The organism is Haliscomenobacter sp. (genome assembly GCF_965225875.1).
Classification (GTDB): Bacteria; Bacteroidota; Bacteroidia; order Chitinophagales; family Saprospiraceae; genus Haliscomenobacter.
Window position 1 is genome coordinate 4,392,882 of record NZ_CBDDBS010000002.1, and the last position, 19,081, is coordinate 4,411,962.

Below are 19,081 nucleotides of genomic sequence, written 5' to 3' on the forward strand. Positions count from 1 at the left end.
TCAATGCTCACCCACAAGGCTCCTATCTGGAATCTGGTGGGCTGCGATTGGTTATTGAAAATTCACGACCATGTTGGCAATCGGAATGGACCTTGGCGGTACTGCGGTAAAAGCAGTCGTCATCGACCACTATGGAAATGTTCTGAAAACGATGTCCCGCCCCCTCGGACAACACGCAACCTCCATCGATGAGTGGCAATGGAAAGGGGTCGTAAAATCTGTTGCAAGCGATCTCTTGGAAGAATTTGGCGATCGGGTCACTGCGATGGGAATGTCGGCACCAGGCATTTGCAATGAAGAAAATACGGCAATTTATTCTATGCCAGGCCGCTTTTATGGACTGGAAAAATTCATCTGGTCGGATTACCTCGATCACGAAACCTGGATTCTGAACGACGCCCACAGTGCTTTGATGGCCGAGGCCCAGTTTGGCGCCGCCAAAGGGTATAAACACGTGATTTTGCTCACTCTGGGAACAGGCGTAGGTGGTGGCATCATCATCGATGGAAAATTGCTGCAAGGCCGCAATATGATGGCTGGTCACCTGGGCCACATCTCCGTAGATGCCGATAACCCCGAACTGGATATTTTCAACATACCCGGTAGTATCGAAGATCATATCGGCAACGCTACGATTGAAAAACGGACGTACAACCGTTATCAGGCCACCCACGAACTGGAAGCAGCCTACCGCAAGGGTGATCCGATTGCCACATACGTGTGGTTGAGTGCAGTGCGCAAACTGTCAATTGCGATGTGCTCCCTGATCAATGCCCTTTCGCCGGAAGTGTTTGTACTTGGGGGTGGCATTGCCCAGGCTGGTGATTCGTTAATCAAACCATTATCGGCATTTATGGAATTGCACGAGTGGCGGCCACGAGGGGAGGGGGTTCCCGTATTGCTGGCGCAGCATGGTGAACATGCAGGAGCGATTGGTGCGGCGGCGTTCGCGATTCGGCAGAGTACGAAGTAGAACAAAATTTTAGACCTTCCTCTTAGTAGTGGGGCAAAAATAAGTGATCATTTTTCTTAAGCCAAAGGATTAGATAAGGCACATGAAATGAAACGTTTACTTATCTAATCCTCTGGCAAAATGATCACTTATTTTTTTATCGCTCCTTACTGATTACCCGGCAATTCGTCAATTGCCGGGTAATCACCCCTCCTCAAGTTTATTTATTTCCCCTAACTTTCCCTTTCCAAAACCTACCATAATGAGAATAATCCTGACTCTTTTATGCGCTGTACTGTTTTTTCAAGTACGTGCACAGTTCAAGCCGATTCCCCAACGTAGCACTACGACTGGTCCGAAGGAGCAAAATACCCATTTACCGATCAAAACTTTGCCGCGTTTTGCTCAAAGCAACAGTACGTCTGATCAAGGCAGCATCAGTTATAGCAATTTGCCCAAGCTTAAGCTGAGCCTCCGCAAGCCCATTCCCGGGCCATTCATGGTGCGGGATGAAAAAAGTGGCTTACCCATTTTTATCGAAGGGGAAGTAGAAGGTTTGCCGGAATTGCGCGATGCACCCAACAGCCAGAAGGCTATCCAATATCTTGAGCACTTTAGCAAGGACTTGCGCATTGCCAGTCCGGGGAAAGAATTTGTACTGGTCAGCCAATCTACAGACGAACAACAACAAAACCACCTGCGTTTCCGGCAGCAGTTTCAGGGGATCGAGGTATACGGTGCCGAGGTGATGCTGCACGAGAAGGACGGAAAAATTCTGCTTTTTAACGGCCGCTACTTCCCAACGCCAGCGCTGCGCTCAGTAAAACCTGCACTGGACGCGCCTCAAGCCATTCAGTCTGCCTTCTCGGACATACAAAAAAAAGAAACGCTACGTTCACTTTCTGCTGCCGAGGTAGCTATGGTGGGTGAACAAATCGCCAAAAAACAATTGGTTATTTTACACACTGGCCCGGAGCAAGAGGAGCCCAAACTATGCTGGTACCTGGAAATTGCCCCTAATTTGCACGCCCGTTGGGCTTATTTTATTGATGCTGAAAACGGGGCAGTGCTGAAAAGTTACTCCCTATTGTGCAAGTTGAAGCACCAAAGTGCCAATAAATCGAATACTCCGGCCCATTTCCATACCCATGAAAGCATCGAGGAAGTACAGACTAGTAGCAAACTTGATTTGCTGGATGGCAAAGCTACGGCCAAAGCCAAAGACCTCGGTGGGGTAGAGCGGACCATCAACACCTACCTGATTGGCAATACTTACTTTCTATTGGATGCCAGCAAAGACATGTTCAATCCCACTACTTCCAATTTACCCCAAGAGCCTAAAGGTGCCATTGTAACCCTGGATGTACGCAATACCCTTAAGGCAGATGGCAGTTTTGATTCCTACTTTTTCACCAATAATACCAATACCTGGACCGCGGCCAACGCAGTAAGTGCCCATTACAATGCCAGTGTGGTGTACGACTACTACCGAAATACCTTTGGCCGCCAATCCATCAACGGAGCTAAAGGCACCATTCGTTCATTTGTCAATATGCCGGATGATGATGGTTCATCACTGGAAAATGCCTTCTGGAATGGTGACGCCATGTTTTATGGCAATGGTGGCTCCTCAATCCGCAGTTTGGCCCGCGCCTTGGATGTAGCCGGGCACGAAATCACCCACGGCATCATCCAACATACCGCCAATTTGGAATACGAAAATGAGCCGGGGGCACTCAACGAATCCTTTGCCGACATTTTTGGCGCCATGATCGACCGCGATGATTGGAAAATGGGTGAAGATGTGGTACTGCCTGCGGCTTTTCCATCTGGTGCATTGCGCGATTTATCAAATCCACACAACGGCGGAACAAGTCTGAATGACGAAGGTTGGCAACCAGACAAGTATTCTGAGCGCTACACTGGCACCCAAGACAACGGCGGGGTACACGTCAATAGTGGCATTGTGAATCGCGCCTTTTTCCTCTTTGCCACCCAGGTGGGCAAAGAAATGGCCGAACAAGTGTATTTCCTAGCCTTGAGCAATTACCTTACCCGCTCCTCCCGCTTTGTGGATGCCCGACTCGCTGTTGTAAGGGCTGCCCGCGAAAAAGGGGGTGAAACCGTGGCCAAGGCAGCCGAATCGGCTTTTGAAACGGTAGGTATCCGGGTGGGTGCACCAACTGCGCCGCCTAAGGATTTGAGTTTTAACCCGGGTACCCAGTTTATTTTGGGCGTAAAAGCGGACTACAGCGGCATTGGCGTTTTTAATGTCAATAAAACTACCGTTTTAGAGCTACCCATAGCCAATGGAGTGCTGCGCAAACCTACTGTATCTGACGACGGCAGCCTGGTCATTTACATCAACGGTCGCAAACAGCTCAAGTACCTGGAGTTCGACTGGGCCAAAGCGATGTATGATACCGGCACACTCAACAACAACCGGATTTGGGAAAATGTCGCCTTGTCCAAAGATGGTTTGCGCCTCGCTGCCCTGGTGACTGGCCGGGAAGGCGAAATTGGCGTCATTGATCTGACCAGGACTACCAACAATACCCGCTATTTTAAATTGTACAATCCTTCCTACACCGAAGGGGTAAGCACTGGCGATGTAGTAGGAGGGGATGCCCTGGAGTGGGACCTTAGCAGTGAAACTGTAGTTTACGATGCCAATAATGAAGTGCCCCTGAGTGGTTTTGGCACCTACAATTATTGGGACATGGGCCTGCTGAATGCCTGGAATAAAAAGTCCAATACTTTTGGCGACGGGAAAATTGAAAAAATCTTCACTGGCCTGGAAGAGGGGGAAAACATCGGCAACCCCAGTTTTTCCAAAAACACACCTTATATATTGTCATTCGATTACATCGTGGACAACAACGGCAATGGCGAGTTGGATGATACCGATGACTATGAAGTACTGACCACCAATTTGGAAACGGGAGACATTGGTACCATTTTTGAAAACAGCACCCTTGGAACGCCCAATTATGCTACCAAAGATGACTTTATCATTTTTGATGCCCAAAACAATGCAGGTAGTGAGGTGATCGCCATTGCGCCGCTCAAAACGGATAAACTCTCGCCCAACGGCGATCCCAGTATTTTTAAAGCAGGATATATATTAGGTGTCTGGTTTGCCAACGGCCAACGGGTTTTGAGCAGCAATAGGGATAAAGCCTGGCCTGAAGCCAAAATAAAAGTTTATCCGAACCCTTTTGGAGACCAAACTTTGGTCGAATTGGAGCTGGCCGACAATCAAACCTTGAGGATGGAAGTGTATGACCTCTTTGGTCGCACGATTCGGCAATATGAGTGGCAAGTAGGCGCAGGAAAAACGCAGCAACGTTTAGACTTGACTGGTTTGCCAGCCGGAAATTACCAGTTGCGGATTAGTGCAGGTGAAAAGAACACCACTCGGAAGCTGGTTAAATGGTAAATGAAACCTTAAAAGGAAAAAGGTGAAAGTATGGTTTGACCTGCTTTCACCTTTTTTATCCTTGAAATTTTTAGTTATGCAGCCTTTCAACGCCCTTTAGGAGGTATTTTATTGCAAAAACAGGCATTTTTTTAACTTCTTTTCATTTTTAAACTAAGCTAAAAAAAATTTTTGTCGCTTCTGGCCCTTTTACCTGAATTTTTATAGCTGAATTGGGCAAAACGGAAAATTATATTCTAAAATACCGCCAATATTAACCATAAAAGATAGGTGTATCAATAGTTGGGTTAAAATAGCATCAAAACAGATCAATTTTGGCGTAGCGTGGCGACCCGAGGTGGCGTAATTTTGTCATTGTAAACACCCAAGCACAACTTTTCGATTTTAACCCAAACTTTTTAGTAAACACAAAAACTGTTGTTATGAAGGACATTTTAAAAACTACCGCCCGTCTTGTATTGCTTTCGGTTTTGTTCGTATTGCCCCTAGCTATGCAAGCCAAAGATGACAATCCTTTTATCTCTATCAATACTATTGGTAGCGAGAAAAAAGTAAGTCTGGTACTGAAGAACCTTAGAACACCAACCACTATCCGTCTGGAAAGTGCACTGGAAGGGGTTCTGTTGGAAGAAGAAATTACCAACGAAGAATACGCAAGAGTGCTGAACCTGAACGAATTGTCTACAGGTAATTACAAACTGGTTGTAAGCACTGGTGTTCGCGAAACCGAGCAACCGATCTCCATCACCAGAACTGGCTTGAGCCTGAACATTGGCGACCGCAGAGAGTTTTTTGCTCCTGTCGTAAGAATGAACGGTAGCCTGCTGGACGTGAGCCTGCTGAACAGCAACCTGACTACCCTGAAGCTCAGAATCGAAGATGCAGAAGGAATTCTGGTTTACGAAGATGAAGCGCGCAACGTAGTTAAAGTTGAAAAGCGTTACAACCTGAGCAAGTTGCCTGTTGGTGAGTACACAGTGGTACTTAACGTTGGTGACAAGTCTTATGTCAAAACCATTCGCAAATAATCATATTGCGTAAAACATAGGTTCTAATTTCGGGGCATCAGATTTGAAATTTTTTCCCTGGAATCTATGTAAAGAACTTGCGATCTGATGTAGGTTAAGGAAGCTGCAATCTTCGGATTGTGGCTTTACTTTTTTTAGGGCCTACCCAAACTATTTCCAGATTTCGTTTCCGTTCCTTACCTTTGCCCGCTAACCAACTGATAGTCCTATGATCAAAAAGTTTGCCTTCAGTCTACTCCTATTGGCCGCTGTGAGCGCCTGTAAAAATGATAAGAGCGTAAAAGAAGCCGCTCAGGAAGAACTGGCTACTGAAAAAGCTGCCCCAGCGGCAGCACCAAAAGAAGAAGCCTACCAAAAAGCCGCACAAATGCAGGAGCTATATGGTACTTACGTTACCTCTAACTATCCAGATAAGGGCATTTGGAAAAAAGTAAGCATCAAATACGCTGGCCCAGATCGGGTAAAAGTTGACATTACTGGCAATCCTCTGGAGGATGGTCGTCCCTCTTGTGCGATGAGCGACATTGGCATCTTCCGCAACGGACGGATCGAAATTCCGATTGAAAAAAAGGAAGATATGGCTGATGCTGACCGCACCCTGATGCTGCTGCAACTGACCGATAAAGACAATATTGCGCTTCGCTCGAAGGGCACTCGCGATCAATATTGGATTGTCTTGTCTTTGTTCTGCAATGTGAATACTACGCTGGCGGATTCTTACAAAAGAATTGAGGAGTAAGTACGGCTATTCCAAAGCGGCTTATTAGCACAAAGGACACCAAGGAATGCACAAAGGGCACAAAGCGACGTCAACGTCTAACTTTGTGCCCTTTGTGCATTCCTTGGTGTCCTTTGTGCTAATAACTCACACTGAGCTTATTCCACGATCAACTTCTCCGTCCAACTCAAGGCTGGTAGTTTTACCCTCACCAGGTACACTCCTTTTTGGAGTTGATCAACCTGGAGTTGGTGTTGATTGATTCCCGGCACCATTTGTACCGGCAAACTTTTGCTAACCTCCCGGCCACTCAGGTCAAAAACCTGAATCAGGGCTTGACCAGACTGGTTCGACTCATATTCCAGGAAAGTTTCTCCCCGGCTAGGATTGGGGTACAAACGTGGCTGTAAAAGGGTGGGTTGTTCAATTACCGAGATTTCAGCGCCAGTAAAACCAAGCACTTTGACCAATTGGCAAGTGCTGGCAGTACCGCAGGGGCTGGTTACAGTCAGGCAAATCCGCTGTGGGCCATTGGGTAAATTTACGGTATCTACTGCTGCGCTGGTCACCAGGCCACTACCAAAGTCCCAGGTGTAAGTGGCGCTATCTTGAGCTTGCGCAGTTACAATTACCCGACTGCCACTTTTGGCCACAGTAAAGTTTGCATTGGGTTTGGAGCAAGCTCCTCCCTGAGTAAGCAGGACCGTTTGGGTTTCGCTACCACAAGTGAAAGTCAGGATTTCCTGGCGGCTGCCGGGATCTTCTTTGCGGATTACACTTACTTTGGTGCTGCCATTGCCAGTCCCGGTGCGGGGCGACAGTTCCACCCAACTGATCGTTGGATCGCTACTCCAGGCTTTGGAGGCCTTGATGGTCAGGGTTTGGGGTGCACCATTGCTGGTGAAATCCAGTACGTTAGGTGTCACACTCAGGTTGCAGGGCACGGGGTCACAGTTGAAGCTGATGTGGTAATTGCCCTGAGTCATGGCCATGCGGGCATCCACAATTACGTAATAAGTGCCAGCCGGTAAATCTTCCAGGAGAGTCCGCCGATTGCTTCCCGTTCCAGATTCCGGGCTACGGCCCAAACAGAATGGAGCCTCAACCTTATTGATGGTCCGATTTACATCGGCACATATTTCACCTTTCACGAGGGTCAGATACATGTCCTGACCAGGTGTGAGGATGTTCATTTCTACGAACAACTTACTGGCTTTGTCCAACTTGATTTTGTACACCCGGTCATTGCCTTCTGCATCAAACACGCCCGTGCCACAGGTGTAATTCCACACGTCGTTGCGCCCACCAATGGTGCTTTGGTTTTGTAACCTTTCACCACATTTGACCGAAACAGCTTTGGTGCACAAGTCGTAAAAACCACAATCTACGTTAAGGGTAAAGCGACCCCGGTCGGAGTTGGTCTCGCCATCGATGACTACCAGATAGGTTCCGGCCTCCAGTTTGGCAACGATTTTTCTTTCTTTGTGGTTGTCTTGAGGAATCCAGGCCTGGGCGATACAATCCTTTTTATCCACCTTGTAATAAGGGTGTTGAGGATCACATACATCTCTGATCAAGAATAGATCCAGATCAATCCAGTTGTCCAGGATTTTCATGTCCAGACGCACCTCTGTGTATTCAGTGACTTCCAGACGGTAGACTTTTTCACCACTGTACAAGTCTGATTTATAGCCAGAACAATCATACCAGGTAAGGCGATTGGGCTCCAGATTGTTGTTAGCGCTGATGTTGCTACCACAGAAAATCTTGGGGATGTTGATGTCACAAATGGTGCCTTGTGGTGGTGCAGCCTGTACCTGGAAGCATTGGCTATCGGTGGTGTTGACATTCAGGCCTCCATAGAACTTAAGGCAATAATTTCCGGGATGGTTCAATCCCTGGAAAGTACGGGTGAAGGTAAAAGGAGTAATGGCCTGTATACAAGGCCCCGCACTTTGTATTACGTTGAAATAAAGATTGAGGTTGTTGCCCGCCGAAACTGTGGCACCTTGGTAACTCAGGCTGTAACAGGCGTTGGGGAAATCTCCTTTCAGCGTAACGGTGAAAGCCTGGCCTGCAACGGGTTGTGCAGGATCAATTTCAATATCACGAATGGTCTGGGCGTTCAGCCAAGTCAGGCTAAACAGGAAGCACGCAAAGGTGAAGAGGGTAAATAGTTTGTTCCGCATCTTATAGAATTTGGTGATTAGTATGGCTGCGGAGGGATGCGGCACAAATATAGAATATTTTGCCATGCATACCAATGCCGCGAAAGTCTTTTGTTTGACAAAATAAGACGGGTACAACGAGGAAAAGGTTTGGGGATAGTCTTGTTTTTCAACAATTAATTATTGCTTAGGTGTTTCTTAGGTGCCTATCGTTTCTTAGGTGGTGAAAAGAAAAAACTTGCTCCGCAAGGAGCTCTTCCACCACCTAAGAAACGATAGGCACCTAAGAAACACCTAAGCGTTAGTCTATACTTTGCCAGCAAAAACCAGCTTTGCCGGGCCGCACAACCACACATCCGTAAAGCCCTGTTCAGTCGCCGTAAAACGGATCGCCATTTCGCCACCTTTTACTTTGATGGGCACTTCATTTGGACCCAGCTCGCCACCTTTTTTTAAGTGGTAAGCCAGTGCCGCAGCAGTTACACCCGTGCCACAAGCCAGGGTTTCGTCCTCCACACCACGCTCATAGGTCGCGATGCTCAGGCCATGCTCAGTGATTTGGGTGAAATTGACATTGGTGCCTTCAGCCCGAAAACGATCGTTGTACCGAATCGCCCGACCCGCTTGCACCACATCAATATCGCCCACTTCTTCCACAAAAGCAATATAGTGGGGTGAACCAGTATTGAGGAAGTAAAAATCACTGCCCTCTTCTACATGTGTCACATCGATCATTTTTAGTTCCACCCATTCCGGATTATTGATCACGGCATCGTGGGGTCCATCTACCGCAAGGAAGTGGCAGGTATTCCCAATGGCACCCAGTTGATGTGCAAAAGCCACCGTACAACGCCCACCATTGCCACACATGCTGCCTTCCCGGCCATCGGCATTGAAATAGACCATCTCAAAATCGTAGTCCGGATGGTTTTGTAACAGAATCAAACCATCGGCGCCAATGCCAAAACGGCGATGGCAGAGTTGTTCTACCAAAGCCTGATCCTCCCGCACGATCCACTGCTGATTGCGCTGGTCGATCATAATAAAATCATTTCCAGCCCCCTGGTATTTGTAGAAAGGAATGCCTTGCATGTTGCACATTTATTTTTTATTAGTTGCAAAAGTTGCTAAAATGTTAGATTTTGTGAAGCATAGGCTCTAATAAAATTAAGCATGTTTAAAAAATATCTTCCGACTGTACTGGCTTCCTTGTGTAGCGCCCTGTTGGCAGTCGCCATTTATCGCTTGCTGGAAAAACCTCGGGAGGTTATCATCCGCGAACCCAATGACGCGTGGTACCAGTCGCGAAGTGTAGCCAGAGATGGCATTACGACAGACAATGCCACGAGAATCCTCTCAGCAGCACCTACTGAATTCACCAAAGCTGCGGGTATTGCCACGCCCGGAGTGGTGAATATTCAAAGTGTAAGCACGGGCGGAGACGGCCTTTCCTTTGATGATTTGTTCGGTGGGGAACGCTACCACCAGCGGGGTGCCTCCGGTTCGGGGGTGATCATTTCCAAAGATGGTTACATTGTGACCAATCACCACGTGGTGGCCGATGGAGATAAGATCAGTGTTTCGTTCAGCAACAACCGGGAACTGAAAGCCGTCCTGATCGGCAGCGATCCCTCCACGGATTTGGCACTGATTAAAGTAGAGGCCGACAACCTGCCCTTTTTGACCTTTGGCAATTCCGATTCGGTGCAGGTAGGAGAGTGGGTATTGGCCGTTGGTAATCCTTTTGACTTGGAATCTACAGTAACTGCAGGCATCGTCAGCGCCAAGGGCCGCAGCATTGATGTGCTGGATGCTCAGGATAAAATTGAATCCTTTATCCAAACCGACGCCGCAGTCAATCCCGGCAATAGCGGGGGCGCACTGGTTAACACTGAAGGTGAACTCATTGGCATCAATACCGCCATTTTAACCCAATCCGGACAGTACGAAGGATATTCTTTCGCAGTGCCCGCTAATCTGGTCCGCAAGGTCATTGGTGATTTAAAAAACTACGGCATCGTGCAACGAGGGCTGATTGGCATCCGCATTGAAGATGTCAACAGCGAACTGGCCAGAGATCTGGGACTCAACAATGTAGAAGGAGTACACATCACCGGGGTAACTCCAGGTAGTGGTGCCGCCGATGCTGGCTTGCGCACAGACGATGTCATTTTGCGGGTAAACGGGGTAAAAACCCCCACCATGCCTGAATTACAGGAACAGGTAGGTCGCTATTCTCCAGGTAATGTGCTCAAAGTGGAATACGTCCGCAATGGCAAAAGAGCAGTAGCTAGAGTAACCCTCAAAAACCGTAGCAACCGGACCACTATAGTGAAGGGGGAGGACATGAAGTATTTGCAAAAACTCGGCCTGGAAGTCCGTCCTTTGAATGCACGTGAGCGCCAAATCCTGAAATTGAAAAACGGGGTGAAAGTAACCAGTGTATTGCGGGGCAGCACCATCGACCGGACCAATCTCAAGCCCAATTTTATTATTACTGAAGTTAATGGTCTCGGCGTTTCGTCTGAAACCGATTTGGTAACCGTGTTGCGAAAGGCGGGTAAAGAAGTGAAATTGAAAGGGGTATATGAAAATGTGGATGAACCCTATTTTTATGTTTTTCATGTAAAATAATCCATCAAACCGAAGCGACTTGATGAGCACACCATGTGCTCATCAAGTCTAATACCATCCAACATGACCCAAAAACTCTACTTAAGCCTTTGTTTCTTTTTTCTCTTGTGGGGCGCCCAAGCCCAAATCTCCCTGACGCGCAACGATTTTACGGTTTCGAGTAATCGATCAGATACCATCCTCACACAGGGGATGCAGCGCAAGGGGTTCCAATTGCCCAAAGGAGGGAACAACCAGTTTTGGGATTATTCCAGTTTACAGGACTCCGCCGTGGCACCCAATCGTTTTGTCACTTCAGTGCTGGAACCCTGGGCCATTCCCTTTGATTTTCCCAATTCAACTGGTGCCTACACGGCCACTTACACCTTTGGCCCCTTTCGCGTTTCGAATAACTATCAGTTTGAGCGCTATGGAGACGATGGATACTCCATTCAAGGCACCATTTTTGCCGGGGGGCGTTTTCCATTGCGGAGCTTTACTGGTTTTGCAACAGACTCGGTTGTGTTGTTCCCCAAAGTGGACAATTATACCAACAACCCGCTTTATTACTACAAATTCCCCCTCACTGCGACGAGCAAACAGAACTGGAATTACCGCAATGTGATCAATTTTCAATTGACGGTTGCGCTGGTGGGTTTGAACCGTGCGCCTGGCCAAGTAGTCACCAACGAATTTAAACGTGACTCTACCATCGGTTGGGGAACCTTGCGCATGCGCAACCCAAAAGGGGGCAGTGCGCTGGATTTTGCAGTGCTTTTGGTAGAAACTGCTGAGTTTTCCAGGGATAGCTTCTACCTCTCAGGAGGGCCAGCTCCCGGCCTGCTGCTGGGCGCATTGGGCTTGCAACAAAACGCGGTTCGCCGGAATACCACATACAATTTTTACGGAGCTCGTTTTGCCACTTCCATTCTGAGCGCTGCGCTGCGCAACGACACCCTGGCCCGGGTAACCCGTAGCATCAATCCGGTGCGTGGCCTGGTTACGGATTTGCCGGATGTAAAAGAGTTATCGGTACAAAGCAAATTGTACCCCAATCCCAGCCCTGGTGAGTTTTACCTGGAATTTGACAAAACCGAAGCCGCCGATTGGGATGTCCTGATTTACAATGCACAGGGTCAGATGGTTGCTTTGGAGCGCGTCAGTGCGCCCAGTGGACCAGTCAAACAACATATCCAGCTCAAGCCAACGCTGGGCAATGGTACCTATTTTTACCACCTGCTGGATCAACGTTCCTTGATTCGAAGCAGCGGAACATTTTTGTTAGTGAAAAGTGAATAGTGGAAAGTGAAAAATAACCTGAACCCATAGCCTAAATTTGATGTTTCCACCAGATTGTGTGCAGTGGAATAGTGATGTTAATTGCTTTTCACTTTTCACTAATCACTTTTCTTTTTACTCTTTTCACTCAAAAAACTACAATGAACTATTACATCCTCTCCTCCCTCTCGGTTATCATGAGTCTGCTGACGGTATTTCAACCGATGCAGCGCCGGGTAGCCCTGACCAACCCGATGGAAATGCCCATGCCAATGTGCCACAGCACTGGCGATGGGATGGCCGCATTTGTTGATGACCCCAAGTTTGTGGCATTGCACCCGGCCCCGCTGCCGCTGGATTATGCTGAATTGGGCAGCAGTGTCAGCTTCAAAACGCCGGATGGGAAAACGGCCAATGGCTACATCATCAAAGCCAAGAAAAAATCGAACAAGTGGCTGTTTGTGTACCAGGAATGGTGGGGTCTGAACGATTACATCAAGCGCCAATCGGATATTTTTTACAACGACTTGGGTGGCTCTGTCAACGTTATCGCATTGGACATGTACGATGGCAAAGTAACTGCTGACCCCAAAGAGGCCGGGGCATTCATGCGCGGCGTGCAGGAAGCACGTCTGGAAAGCATCGTGAAAGGTGCCGTTGCGATGGCGGGTAAAAAAGCCAAAATTGCAAATGTTGGCTGGTGCTTCGGCGGTGGCTGGTCTTTGAAGTCAGCCATCCTGGGCGGCAAACAAACCGTTGGTTCCGTGATGTACTACGGCATGCCCGTACAGGATGTGGAAAAACTCAAAACCTTGAATACCGATGTGTTGGGGCTTTTTGCCACGGAAGAGTACATCTCCAAAAAAGTCATCGAAGATTTTGCTGCCAATATGAAAACGGCGGGTAAAAATTTGACCTACAAAATTTTTGCTGGTGTGCATGGTTTCGCCAACCCAAGTAACCCTAAGTACGATGAGGCGCTTTCGAAAGAGGCGTATGGGATGGCGCTGGGGTATTTGAAGCAGAAATTCGGAGTGTAAGGACTCAAAGAACTATAAGTAATTTTAGCGTATTTCCGCTGTGGTGATTCCTTGAGTGCCTTGGGTTTCTTAGGTGGTGAAAGAGCTCCTTGCGGAGCAAGTTTTTGTCACCACCTAAGAAACTTAAGACACCTAGGACTCACCTCAGATTATGAATCAAAAATATTTGGTTGTAAAGTGGGGTTAAAAAAAATTGAAATCATGTCAACAGTTTCAATTCCCCCGAATAATCTCCTCGATTTTCTCCCAATTCCCCGCCGGATTCCCCGTCCAGCGCACCTTCATTTCCGAATCAAGCAACACCGCATAAGGCACACTTTTTTTAGGGTTTAAAAAAGCATTGAGTAAATTTCCTGCATAGGCCTGACTCCAGTTCATGCCGTACTTTTTGATAAAACCTTCCACATGTTCGGCTCGATTGTCGCCACGATTCAGGCTGATGACTTCCAGCACCGCAGCATGTTCTTCCTGAAAAGCCCGTACTTTGGGCACCTCCCTCAGGCACGGGCCACACCAGGTGCCCCACAAATCCAGGAGTAGGAACTTGCCCTGGTCTTTTTTGCTGTACAAATTAATCGGGGTCTTGGATTGGACGGGATAAAAAGAAAAATCAGGCGCGATCGGATTTTGTTCCAAAACTTTCCCTTGTAGGTGTTGATTCAGTCGTTCATCGGCATATTGTACACTATCCAGGGTGCCAAAATCAAGACTGCGCAAACGCGGCAAAATGGGGTCAATGGGGCCTGGGACAATCTTGCGCAGAATCCGCTCGGAGCCCATGTTGGGTGAGGTATAGAGGGTTCTGACAATCATACCTTGTGGCGCAAAAAGCGTGTTGAGGTGATAAGGTAAAACTTGCTCCTTTGCATAAGGTATCTCTTCCGTGAGCCAATAAAGGTCGGTTCCGCCCAGCTCAGGATATGAGCTAGGAAGCTCATAGGCCATACACTTGTAGCCCAGGATTTTTTCCTTCAATTTGGGCAAACGTTGGAGTTTGGAGTAGTCCTTTTTGAACCAGGAACTGACTTTGATTTTATCTCGCCAGTTGGGATCGTCGGTATATTTTTCAAAAAGATCTTCAATCTCCTTGGTTTTGCCAAGAACTAATCGGCTTCCTTCCGCTAGGTTAATTACTTCTGCCTGAAATCCGGCTTGAAAATCGATATTCGATATTGTAGTTTCGTTGTTGTAATAATTTTCAGTCCAAACACTGTCGCCTTTGATGTAATAACGCAGGCGGAGTGAATCCGCACGGAAGGGCTTAATGGCTTCTTCAGACCAGCCAAGGTTTTTAAATCCTTCGAGGGTCTTTTTGTGGTATTCAGGGTCGTGTTTAAAAATGACGGTGTACTCCAAAATTCCTTCAAATGCCTGGGCGCTCAAGCAATGGCTCAGCCCAACCATGATGCATACTATGGCTAAAGTTCTCATATTGCTTATTTTAGTTTTTCTTCCAAAAAAGTACGGATCTGCTCCAAGCTCAAATCGGGTTTGCCCAGCTGTACAATCTTGCGGTCCCGATCCAGGAGTACCATCGCCGGATAGGCTTGTTCGGTGTTGATCAGGTCGTGCAATTGGTGGGAGGCAAAGCCTTGAGGCCAGCCAGGTTCATGTTTATCCAGTACTTTTTGTACCTTATTAAAATCAGTATCAGCATAATTGAGGGAGATGATTTGTAGACCGGGAAAATCATCCTTGAGTTTTTGAAGCTCGGGGAAGGCTTTGACACAAGGGCCACACCAGGAAGCCCAAATGTCAATCAAGGTATAGGCCGCTTTTGAACATAACGAATCAATGGGAATGCTCCGACCAGCATCAATGGAGCGAATTGCAAAACCAGGCAACAATTGCCCTTCCCTCAAACTATCCTTGCTCAGGTATTGGTTTTCGGGTAAATTGGCATAGGAGCGATTCAAGCCATTTCGGGTAGCAAAAAGTTCATTGATTTTTTGTTGGATGGAAAAATGATCTAGCGAATCGATGCGCGTTAATTCCATGATTTCAGTGTGCTCAAACAGCTGAGTGAAGTGGCTTTCCGTTTTTACAATCAAATTCCCCCAGAAAAAAAAACGCCCTTGACCAGGTGGCATGGGGAATTTGACCTTCTCAGCGGGTAACATCCAATACCTGGCAGAGGAATTGTATTGCGGTAAAAATTCGTCCCAAACTTCACATACATATTCACCTACTTTTTCCTTGTTCTTTACTTTTGTGAGGTTTTCATTTTTTTTGCGCCAATCTTCAATGGTGATTAAACCTTTACCCAAGGTTCTGTCGACTGCTTTTTGCGCGATAATGGGGTCAATAAAGCTGGTTTTACCATTTTTTAGGTTGATACGGCCACTTTTTTCACCAAGTGAGATAGCAATATCATTTGCAAAAATGCCATCCTGCCAACCCATAGAAAGCATGGTGTCAGCACGTAGATAGGTGATGAATCGTGTAGAGTCGGCATAAATGCCACGGATTAAATCCTCACCATCATTCCATGTACCGATTGTTGCCAAAGTTTTTTTCTTGACGGCCTCTTTTTCAGCCACCGAAGCAACCTGGCTCCGAGAATTGTATTCAAGAACCCAGGTTTTGGGCGAAACCTGTGCACGTCCAGTCTGTAAGATGTAAAGTAGTATGCAGCAGCCTACAATTGTCCGGTTTAGCTTCATGGCATTGAAGGTTAAGTGTTTGTTTGATGTATATTGTTTTGGTGCTTAATTCAAAAATACCAAAAACAAAATACTTTCGCAAGACGTCAACACCCCCCTTCAAATTTTTTTAACATTTGTTTTGTGGGCTACCTCAGACTAAACTACTGACATTTTACTCGGAGGACATGAATTGCCTCCAGCTTTAGCTGGTGGATAAGCAGTGAACTTAGGCGCTGAAGCTGGTACAAGTCTCCTGACTTGTACCAATATTAACACGTCTCTGACGTGTGTTTATTCAATATTTTCGCGTTGCTCGTGCGTCAGAGACGCGAAAATGTTGGTACAAGTCTGGAGACTTGTACCAGCTAAAAGCGAAATGTCGATTAGTCTTTGGTTTCTCACATTGGCTTCAACACATAAGCCTTCCCCTTCTCCGTAGCAAAAATCAAAGACCCATCCTCCAGCGATTGGGTCTTGACCTTTTTTCCATTTTGAGTCACCTGAAAAGCCCCTTTGCCTGGCAGCACCCGACATTCCAGACCTGCTTTTGACAAAACCTGCAATTCCTGAATTTTGCCATTTTGCCAGCTAAAATCCAGTTGGAAACCACCGCGGGCACAGACGCCCTCCATCCGGCCACTGGCCCAGGCCGTAGGCAAGGCGGGCAGTAGGTGAATCCGACCTTCATGGGATTGCACCAGGGCCTCCACAACTCCGGCTGCAACGCCAAAAGAACCGTCCACCTGCATGGGGGTGTAACATTTGGCAAAAAGCTGTGGATAAGCCTGGTCTTTCAGGTAGCCCTTGAAGATTTTTTCCAAACGATTGCCATCGTACAACCTGGCCCAAAGGCACATTTTCCAGGCGCGTGACCAGCCTGAGGCTTCATCGCCGCGTTGCTCCAGTACTTTTTTGACCGGTTCTACCAAGTTTGGAGTTCGCCAGCTCGAAATCACTTTACCAGGGTAAAGTCCGTAGAGGTGGGAATAATGGCGGTGGGCTTTTTCCAGTTGGCCCCAGTCTTCGGTCCATTCCTGTAAGGCACCGTCTTTACCGATTTGGGGCGGCGGGAGGCGTTTGCGGGCAGCGGCTACTTTGTCGGCAAATTCGGCATCCACTTGCAAGGCAGCCGCTGCTTCCGTGTAGTAGCCAAACAGGTCGGACAAAATTTGCATGTCGATCGAAGAGCCGTAACAAATGGTGGTGCCCGTCAGGATCATCCCGGTCACCTCATCGTAATAAGGTTGATTGCCGGGGCTGGCTGGGAAATTTTCGGGTGAAGTGGAAGGATTGGTCACCAGCCACTTTTTATCCGGCGTTTCCACCAAAAAATCCATAAAAAACTGTACTGAACCCTGAATCAGTGGGTATACCTCCCGCAAATACTCCCGATCCTGGGTGAAGAGGTAATGCTCCCACAAATGGGTACAAAGCCAGGCACCGCCCGTGGTGAAGGTGCCCCAAGTGGGCCCATCCATGGGGGCAGCTACACGCCAGAGGTCGGTATTTTGGTGAAAAACCCAACCCCGGCAGCCGTAATGCTCGCGGGCTACCTGAGTGCCTTGGTCCACCAGTTCTTTGACCATTTTGGTGAGTGGTTCCAGGCATTCGCTCAGGTTGCCCGTTTCGACAGGCCAGTAGTTCATCTCAGTGTTGATGTTGGTGGTGTATTTGGAATCCCAGGCGGGGTTCATGTCGTTGTTCCAGATGCCCTGCAGGTTGGCGGGTTGGGTGCCCGGGCGGGAGGAGGCGATCAGGAGGTAGCGGCCAAAATGGTAGCACAAGGCGGCCAGACTGGGGTCGGGCGCGGTTTGAATGCTGAGCATCCGTTCGTTGGTGGGTAAAAAGGATTGCTGGGTATTTTCCAGCTGCAGGTTGCTTCTTTGGAAGTATTGTTGGTGGTCTTTGAGGGCGGCTGCCTGAATTTGGGGGTAGGTTTTACCCTGCAGGTTTTTCCACACCGCTTCAACCCTGGCGTGTGGGTCGGCGCTCACATCGTGATAGTTCACAAAATTGGTGGCGGCGCTAAAGTAGAGGGTTACAGACTTGGCGTTTTCCACCCAAAGGTCGGCGTCATCGGTGCGTACGGTTCCACCTTCGGCGACTACTTTGAGTTGGGCTTCAAAGCGAATTTGCCCGTCAATGCCGAGGTAATCGGAGGATCGACCTTTGAGCACAAGCCCATCCTGGCCATTGGGGTCCATGGTGAAATAGTCGGTGCCGTAGTTGGAATGGGCGGGATTGCGCACGCCGCGCAAGTTGGCTTTGAAGCTGATTTTTTGGTCGCTGGCCGTGATGCGCAACACCATCACTTGATCGGGTGCCGATACAAAGGCTTCGCGGCGGTAGGTGACTTCCCCAATGCGGTAGGAGACGCCACTGATGCCCGTTTGTAAGTCCAGCCAGCGTTTGTATTCACTCATGGTTCCGTTTTCGGGAAACAAGAGGTGCAAATTGGCCAGACTCTGGTATTTCTGTTGCTCCACCGGGTAACCCATCAGGCGACGGCCAAAGAGGTTGTGCGCCTTGAGCATCTTGCCCGCAAAAACGAGTTGCTGGATTTCGGGTAAAACGGCCGCTCCACCTTTGACTACGGTGGAATAGGGGCCACCCGTCCAGTAGGTTTCTTCGTTGAGTTGGATGCGCTCTTCGCCGTTTTTGCCAAATACCATCGCGCCAATGCGGCCGTTGCCAATGGGCAGGGCTTCTTCCCATTTTTGGGCTGGGGCGGTGTAGTAGAGGGTGGTGGCGGGGTTGAAACTGCTGGTTTCTTGAGCCGAGAGTAGCCGTGACACTAAACTGAAAAGGAGGACGAAGTAGTGAGGATGGCGCATGGATCTGGTTTTTTGGTATGGAACCTAAAACTAGGGTATTTGTGTGGAAAAAATAAATTGCTTCTGAATTGTAATCGAGATTAGACTTGAGGTGATTTGATTGCCAGGCAATTGAATTAGGTTAGCACTCCAGCAGATGGAGCTCCTTAACTCAATTAAAATCAAGCTATGGTTCGAGGTCCCATTATTATTTCAAAGGAAAGTCAAAAGGTGCCCGCCTCCATTTGTCACAACAATACCATATTATTTCCTTCCCTTTCCAAACCCCAAAAAATACCCCTCTATGCCCTATTCACGTTATTGACATTATCCCTGTTTTTTTTGCATATTTGTGTCCTGAAAAAAATGCAACTTAAACCCGGCGAT

12 protein-coding genes are annotated in these 19,081 nt (G+C 47.9%); 7 read left to right on the plus strand and 5 right to left on the minus strand.

What is annotated here, in order from left to right:
• Positions 1 to 70: 70 nt before the first annotated feature.
• From ACO08K_RS19900 to ACO08K_RS19915, 4 genes are all read left to right on the plus strand, one after another.
• Entirely contained in the window at positions 71 to 973 is a 903-nt protein-coding gene (locus ACO08K_RS19900; RefSeq protein WP_421798170.1) for an ROK family protein, read from the plus strand.
• Positions 974 to 1,214: 241 nt separating this feature from the next.
• Positions 1,215 to 4,391: a M4 family metallopeptidase gene (locus ACO08K_RS19905; RefSeq protein ID WP_421798171.1), complete on the plus strand. Its 3,177-nt coding sequence runs from the start codon at positions 1,215 to 1,217 to the stop codon at positions 4,389 to 4,391.
• Between the two features lie 422 nt (positions 4,392 to 4,813).
• Positions 4,814 to 5,419, plus strand: coding sequence for a hypothetical protein (locus ACO08K_RS19910; RefSeq protein WP_421798172.1), 606 nt, complete (start codon positions 4,814 to 4,816; stop codon positions 5,417 to 5,419).
• A gap of 208 nt (positions 5,420 to 5,627) precedes the next feature.
• Positions 5,628 to 6,158, plus strand: a complete 531-nt coding sequence (locus tag ACO08K_RS19915) for a hypothetical protein (RefSeq protein ID WP_421798173.1) — start codon at positions 5,628 to 5,630, stop codon at positions 6,156 to 6,158.
• Between the two features lie 137 nt (positions 6,159 to 6,295).
• On the opposite strand, the gene ACO08K_RS19920 is transcribed toward ACO08K_RS19915, so the two are convergent.
• Positions 6,296 to 8,326, minus strand: a complete 2,031-nt coding sequence (locus tag ACO08K_RS19920; RefSeq protein WP_421798174.1) for a T9SS type A sorting domain-containing protein — start codon at positions 8,324 to 8,326, stop codon at positions 6,296 to 6,298.
• 285 nt (positions 8,327 to 8,611) lie between these two features.
• On the minus strand, positions 8,612 to 9,397 hold the full coding sequence (gene dapF, locus ACO08K_RS19925; RefSeq protein WP_421798175.1) for a diaminopimelate epimerase: 786 nt from the start codon (positions 9,395 to 9,397) through the stop codon (positions 8,612 to 8,614).
• An 81-nt stretch (positions 9,398 to 9,478) separates the two neighbouring features.
• Between dapF and ACO08K_RS19930 the strand changes: the two genes are divergently transcribed.
• The 3 genes from ACO08K_RS19930 to ACO08K_RS19940 all read left to right on the plus strand — a co-directional run bounded on the left by ACO08K_RS19930 (position 9,479) and on the right by ACO08K_RS19940 (position 13,236).
• Positions 9,479 to 10,939 carry a trypsin-like peptidase domain-containing protein gene (locus ACO08K_RS19930; protein WP_421798176.1) on the plus strand — a complete coding sequence of 487 codons (1,461 nt, stop codon included), beginning with the start codon at positions 9,479 to 9,481 and terminating at the stop codon, positions 10,937 to 10,939.
• 63 nt (positions 10,940 to 11,002) lie between these two features.
• A complete protein-coding gene (locus ACO08K_RS19935) occupies positions 11,003 to 12,217 on the plus strand; it encodes a T9SS type A sorting domain-containing protein (protein WP_421798177.1) in 1,215 nt (404 codons plus the stop codon).
• 140 nt (positions 12,218 to 12,357) lie between these two features.
• On the plus strand, positions 12,358 to 13,236 hold the full coding sequence (locus ACO08K_RS19940) for a dienelactone hydrolase family protein (RefSeq protein WP_421798178.1): 879 nt from the start codon (positions 12,358 to 12,360) through the stop codon (positions 13,234 to 13,236).
• Positions 13,237 to 13,449: 213 nt separating this feature from the next.
• On the opposite strand, the gene ACO08K_RS19945 is transcribed toward ACO08K_RS19940, so the two are convergent.
• From ACO08K_RS19945 to ACO08K_RS19955, 3 genes are all read right to left on the minus strand, one after another.
• Positions 13,450 to 14,667: a TlpA family protein disulfide reductase gene (locus tag ACO08K_RS19945; RefSeq protein WP_421798179.1), complete on the minus strand. Its 1,218-nt coding sequence runs from the start codon at positions 14,665 to 14,667 to the stop codon at positions 13,450 to 13,452.
• A gap of 5 nt (positions 14,668 to 14,672) precedes the next feature.
• The gene (locus ACO08K_RS19950) at positions 14,673 to 15,899 is read right to left on the minus strand and encodes a TlpA family protein disulfide reductase (RefSeq protein WP_421798180.1); all 1,227 of its coding nucleotides are present in this window, start codon (positions 15,897 to 15,899) and stop codon (positions 14,673 to 14,675) included.
• A 380-nt stretch (positions 15,900 to 16,279) separates the two neighbouring features.
• A complete protein-coding gene (locus ACO08K_RS19955) occupies positions 16,280 to 18,715 on the minus strand; it encodes a glycoside hydrolase family 95 protein (RefSeq protein WP_421798181.1) in 2,436 nt (811 codons plus the stop codon).
• Between the last annotated feature and the right edge of the window lie 366 nt (positions 18,716 to 19,081).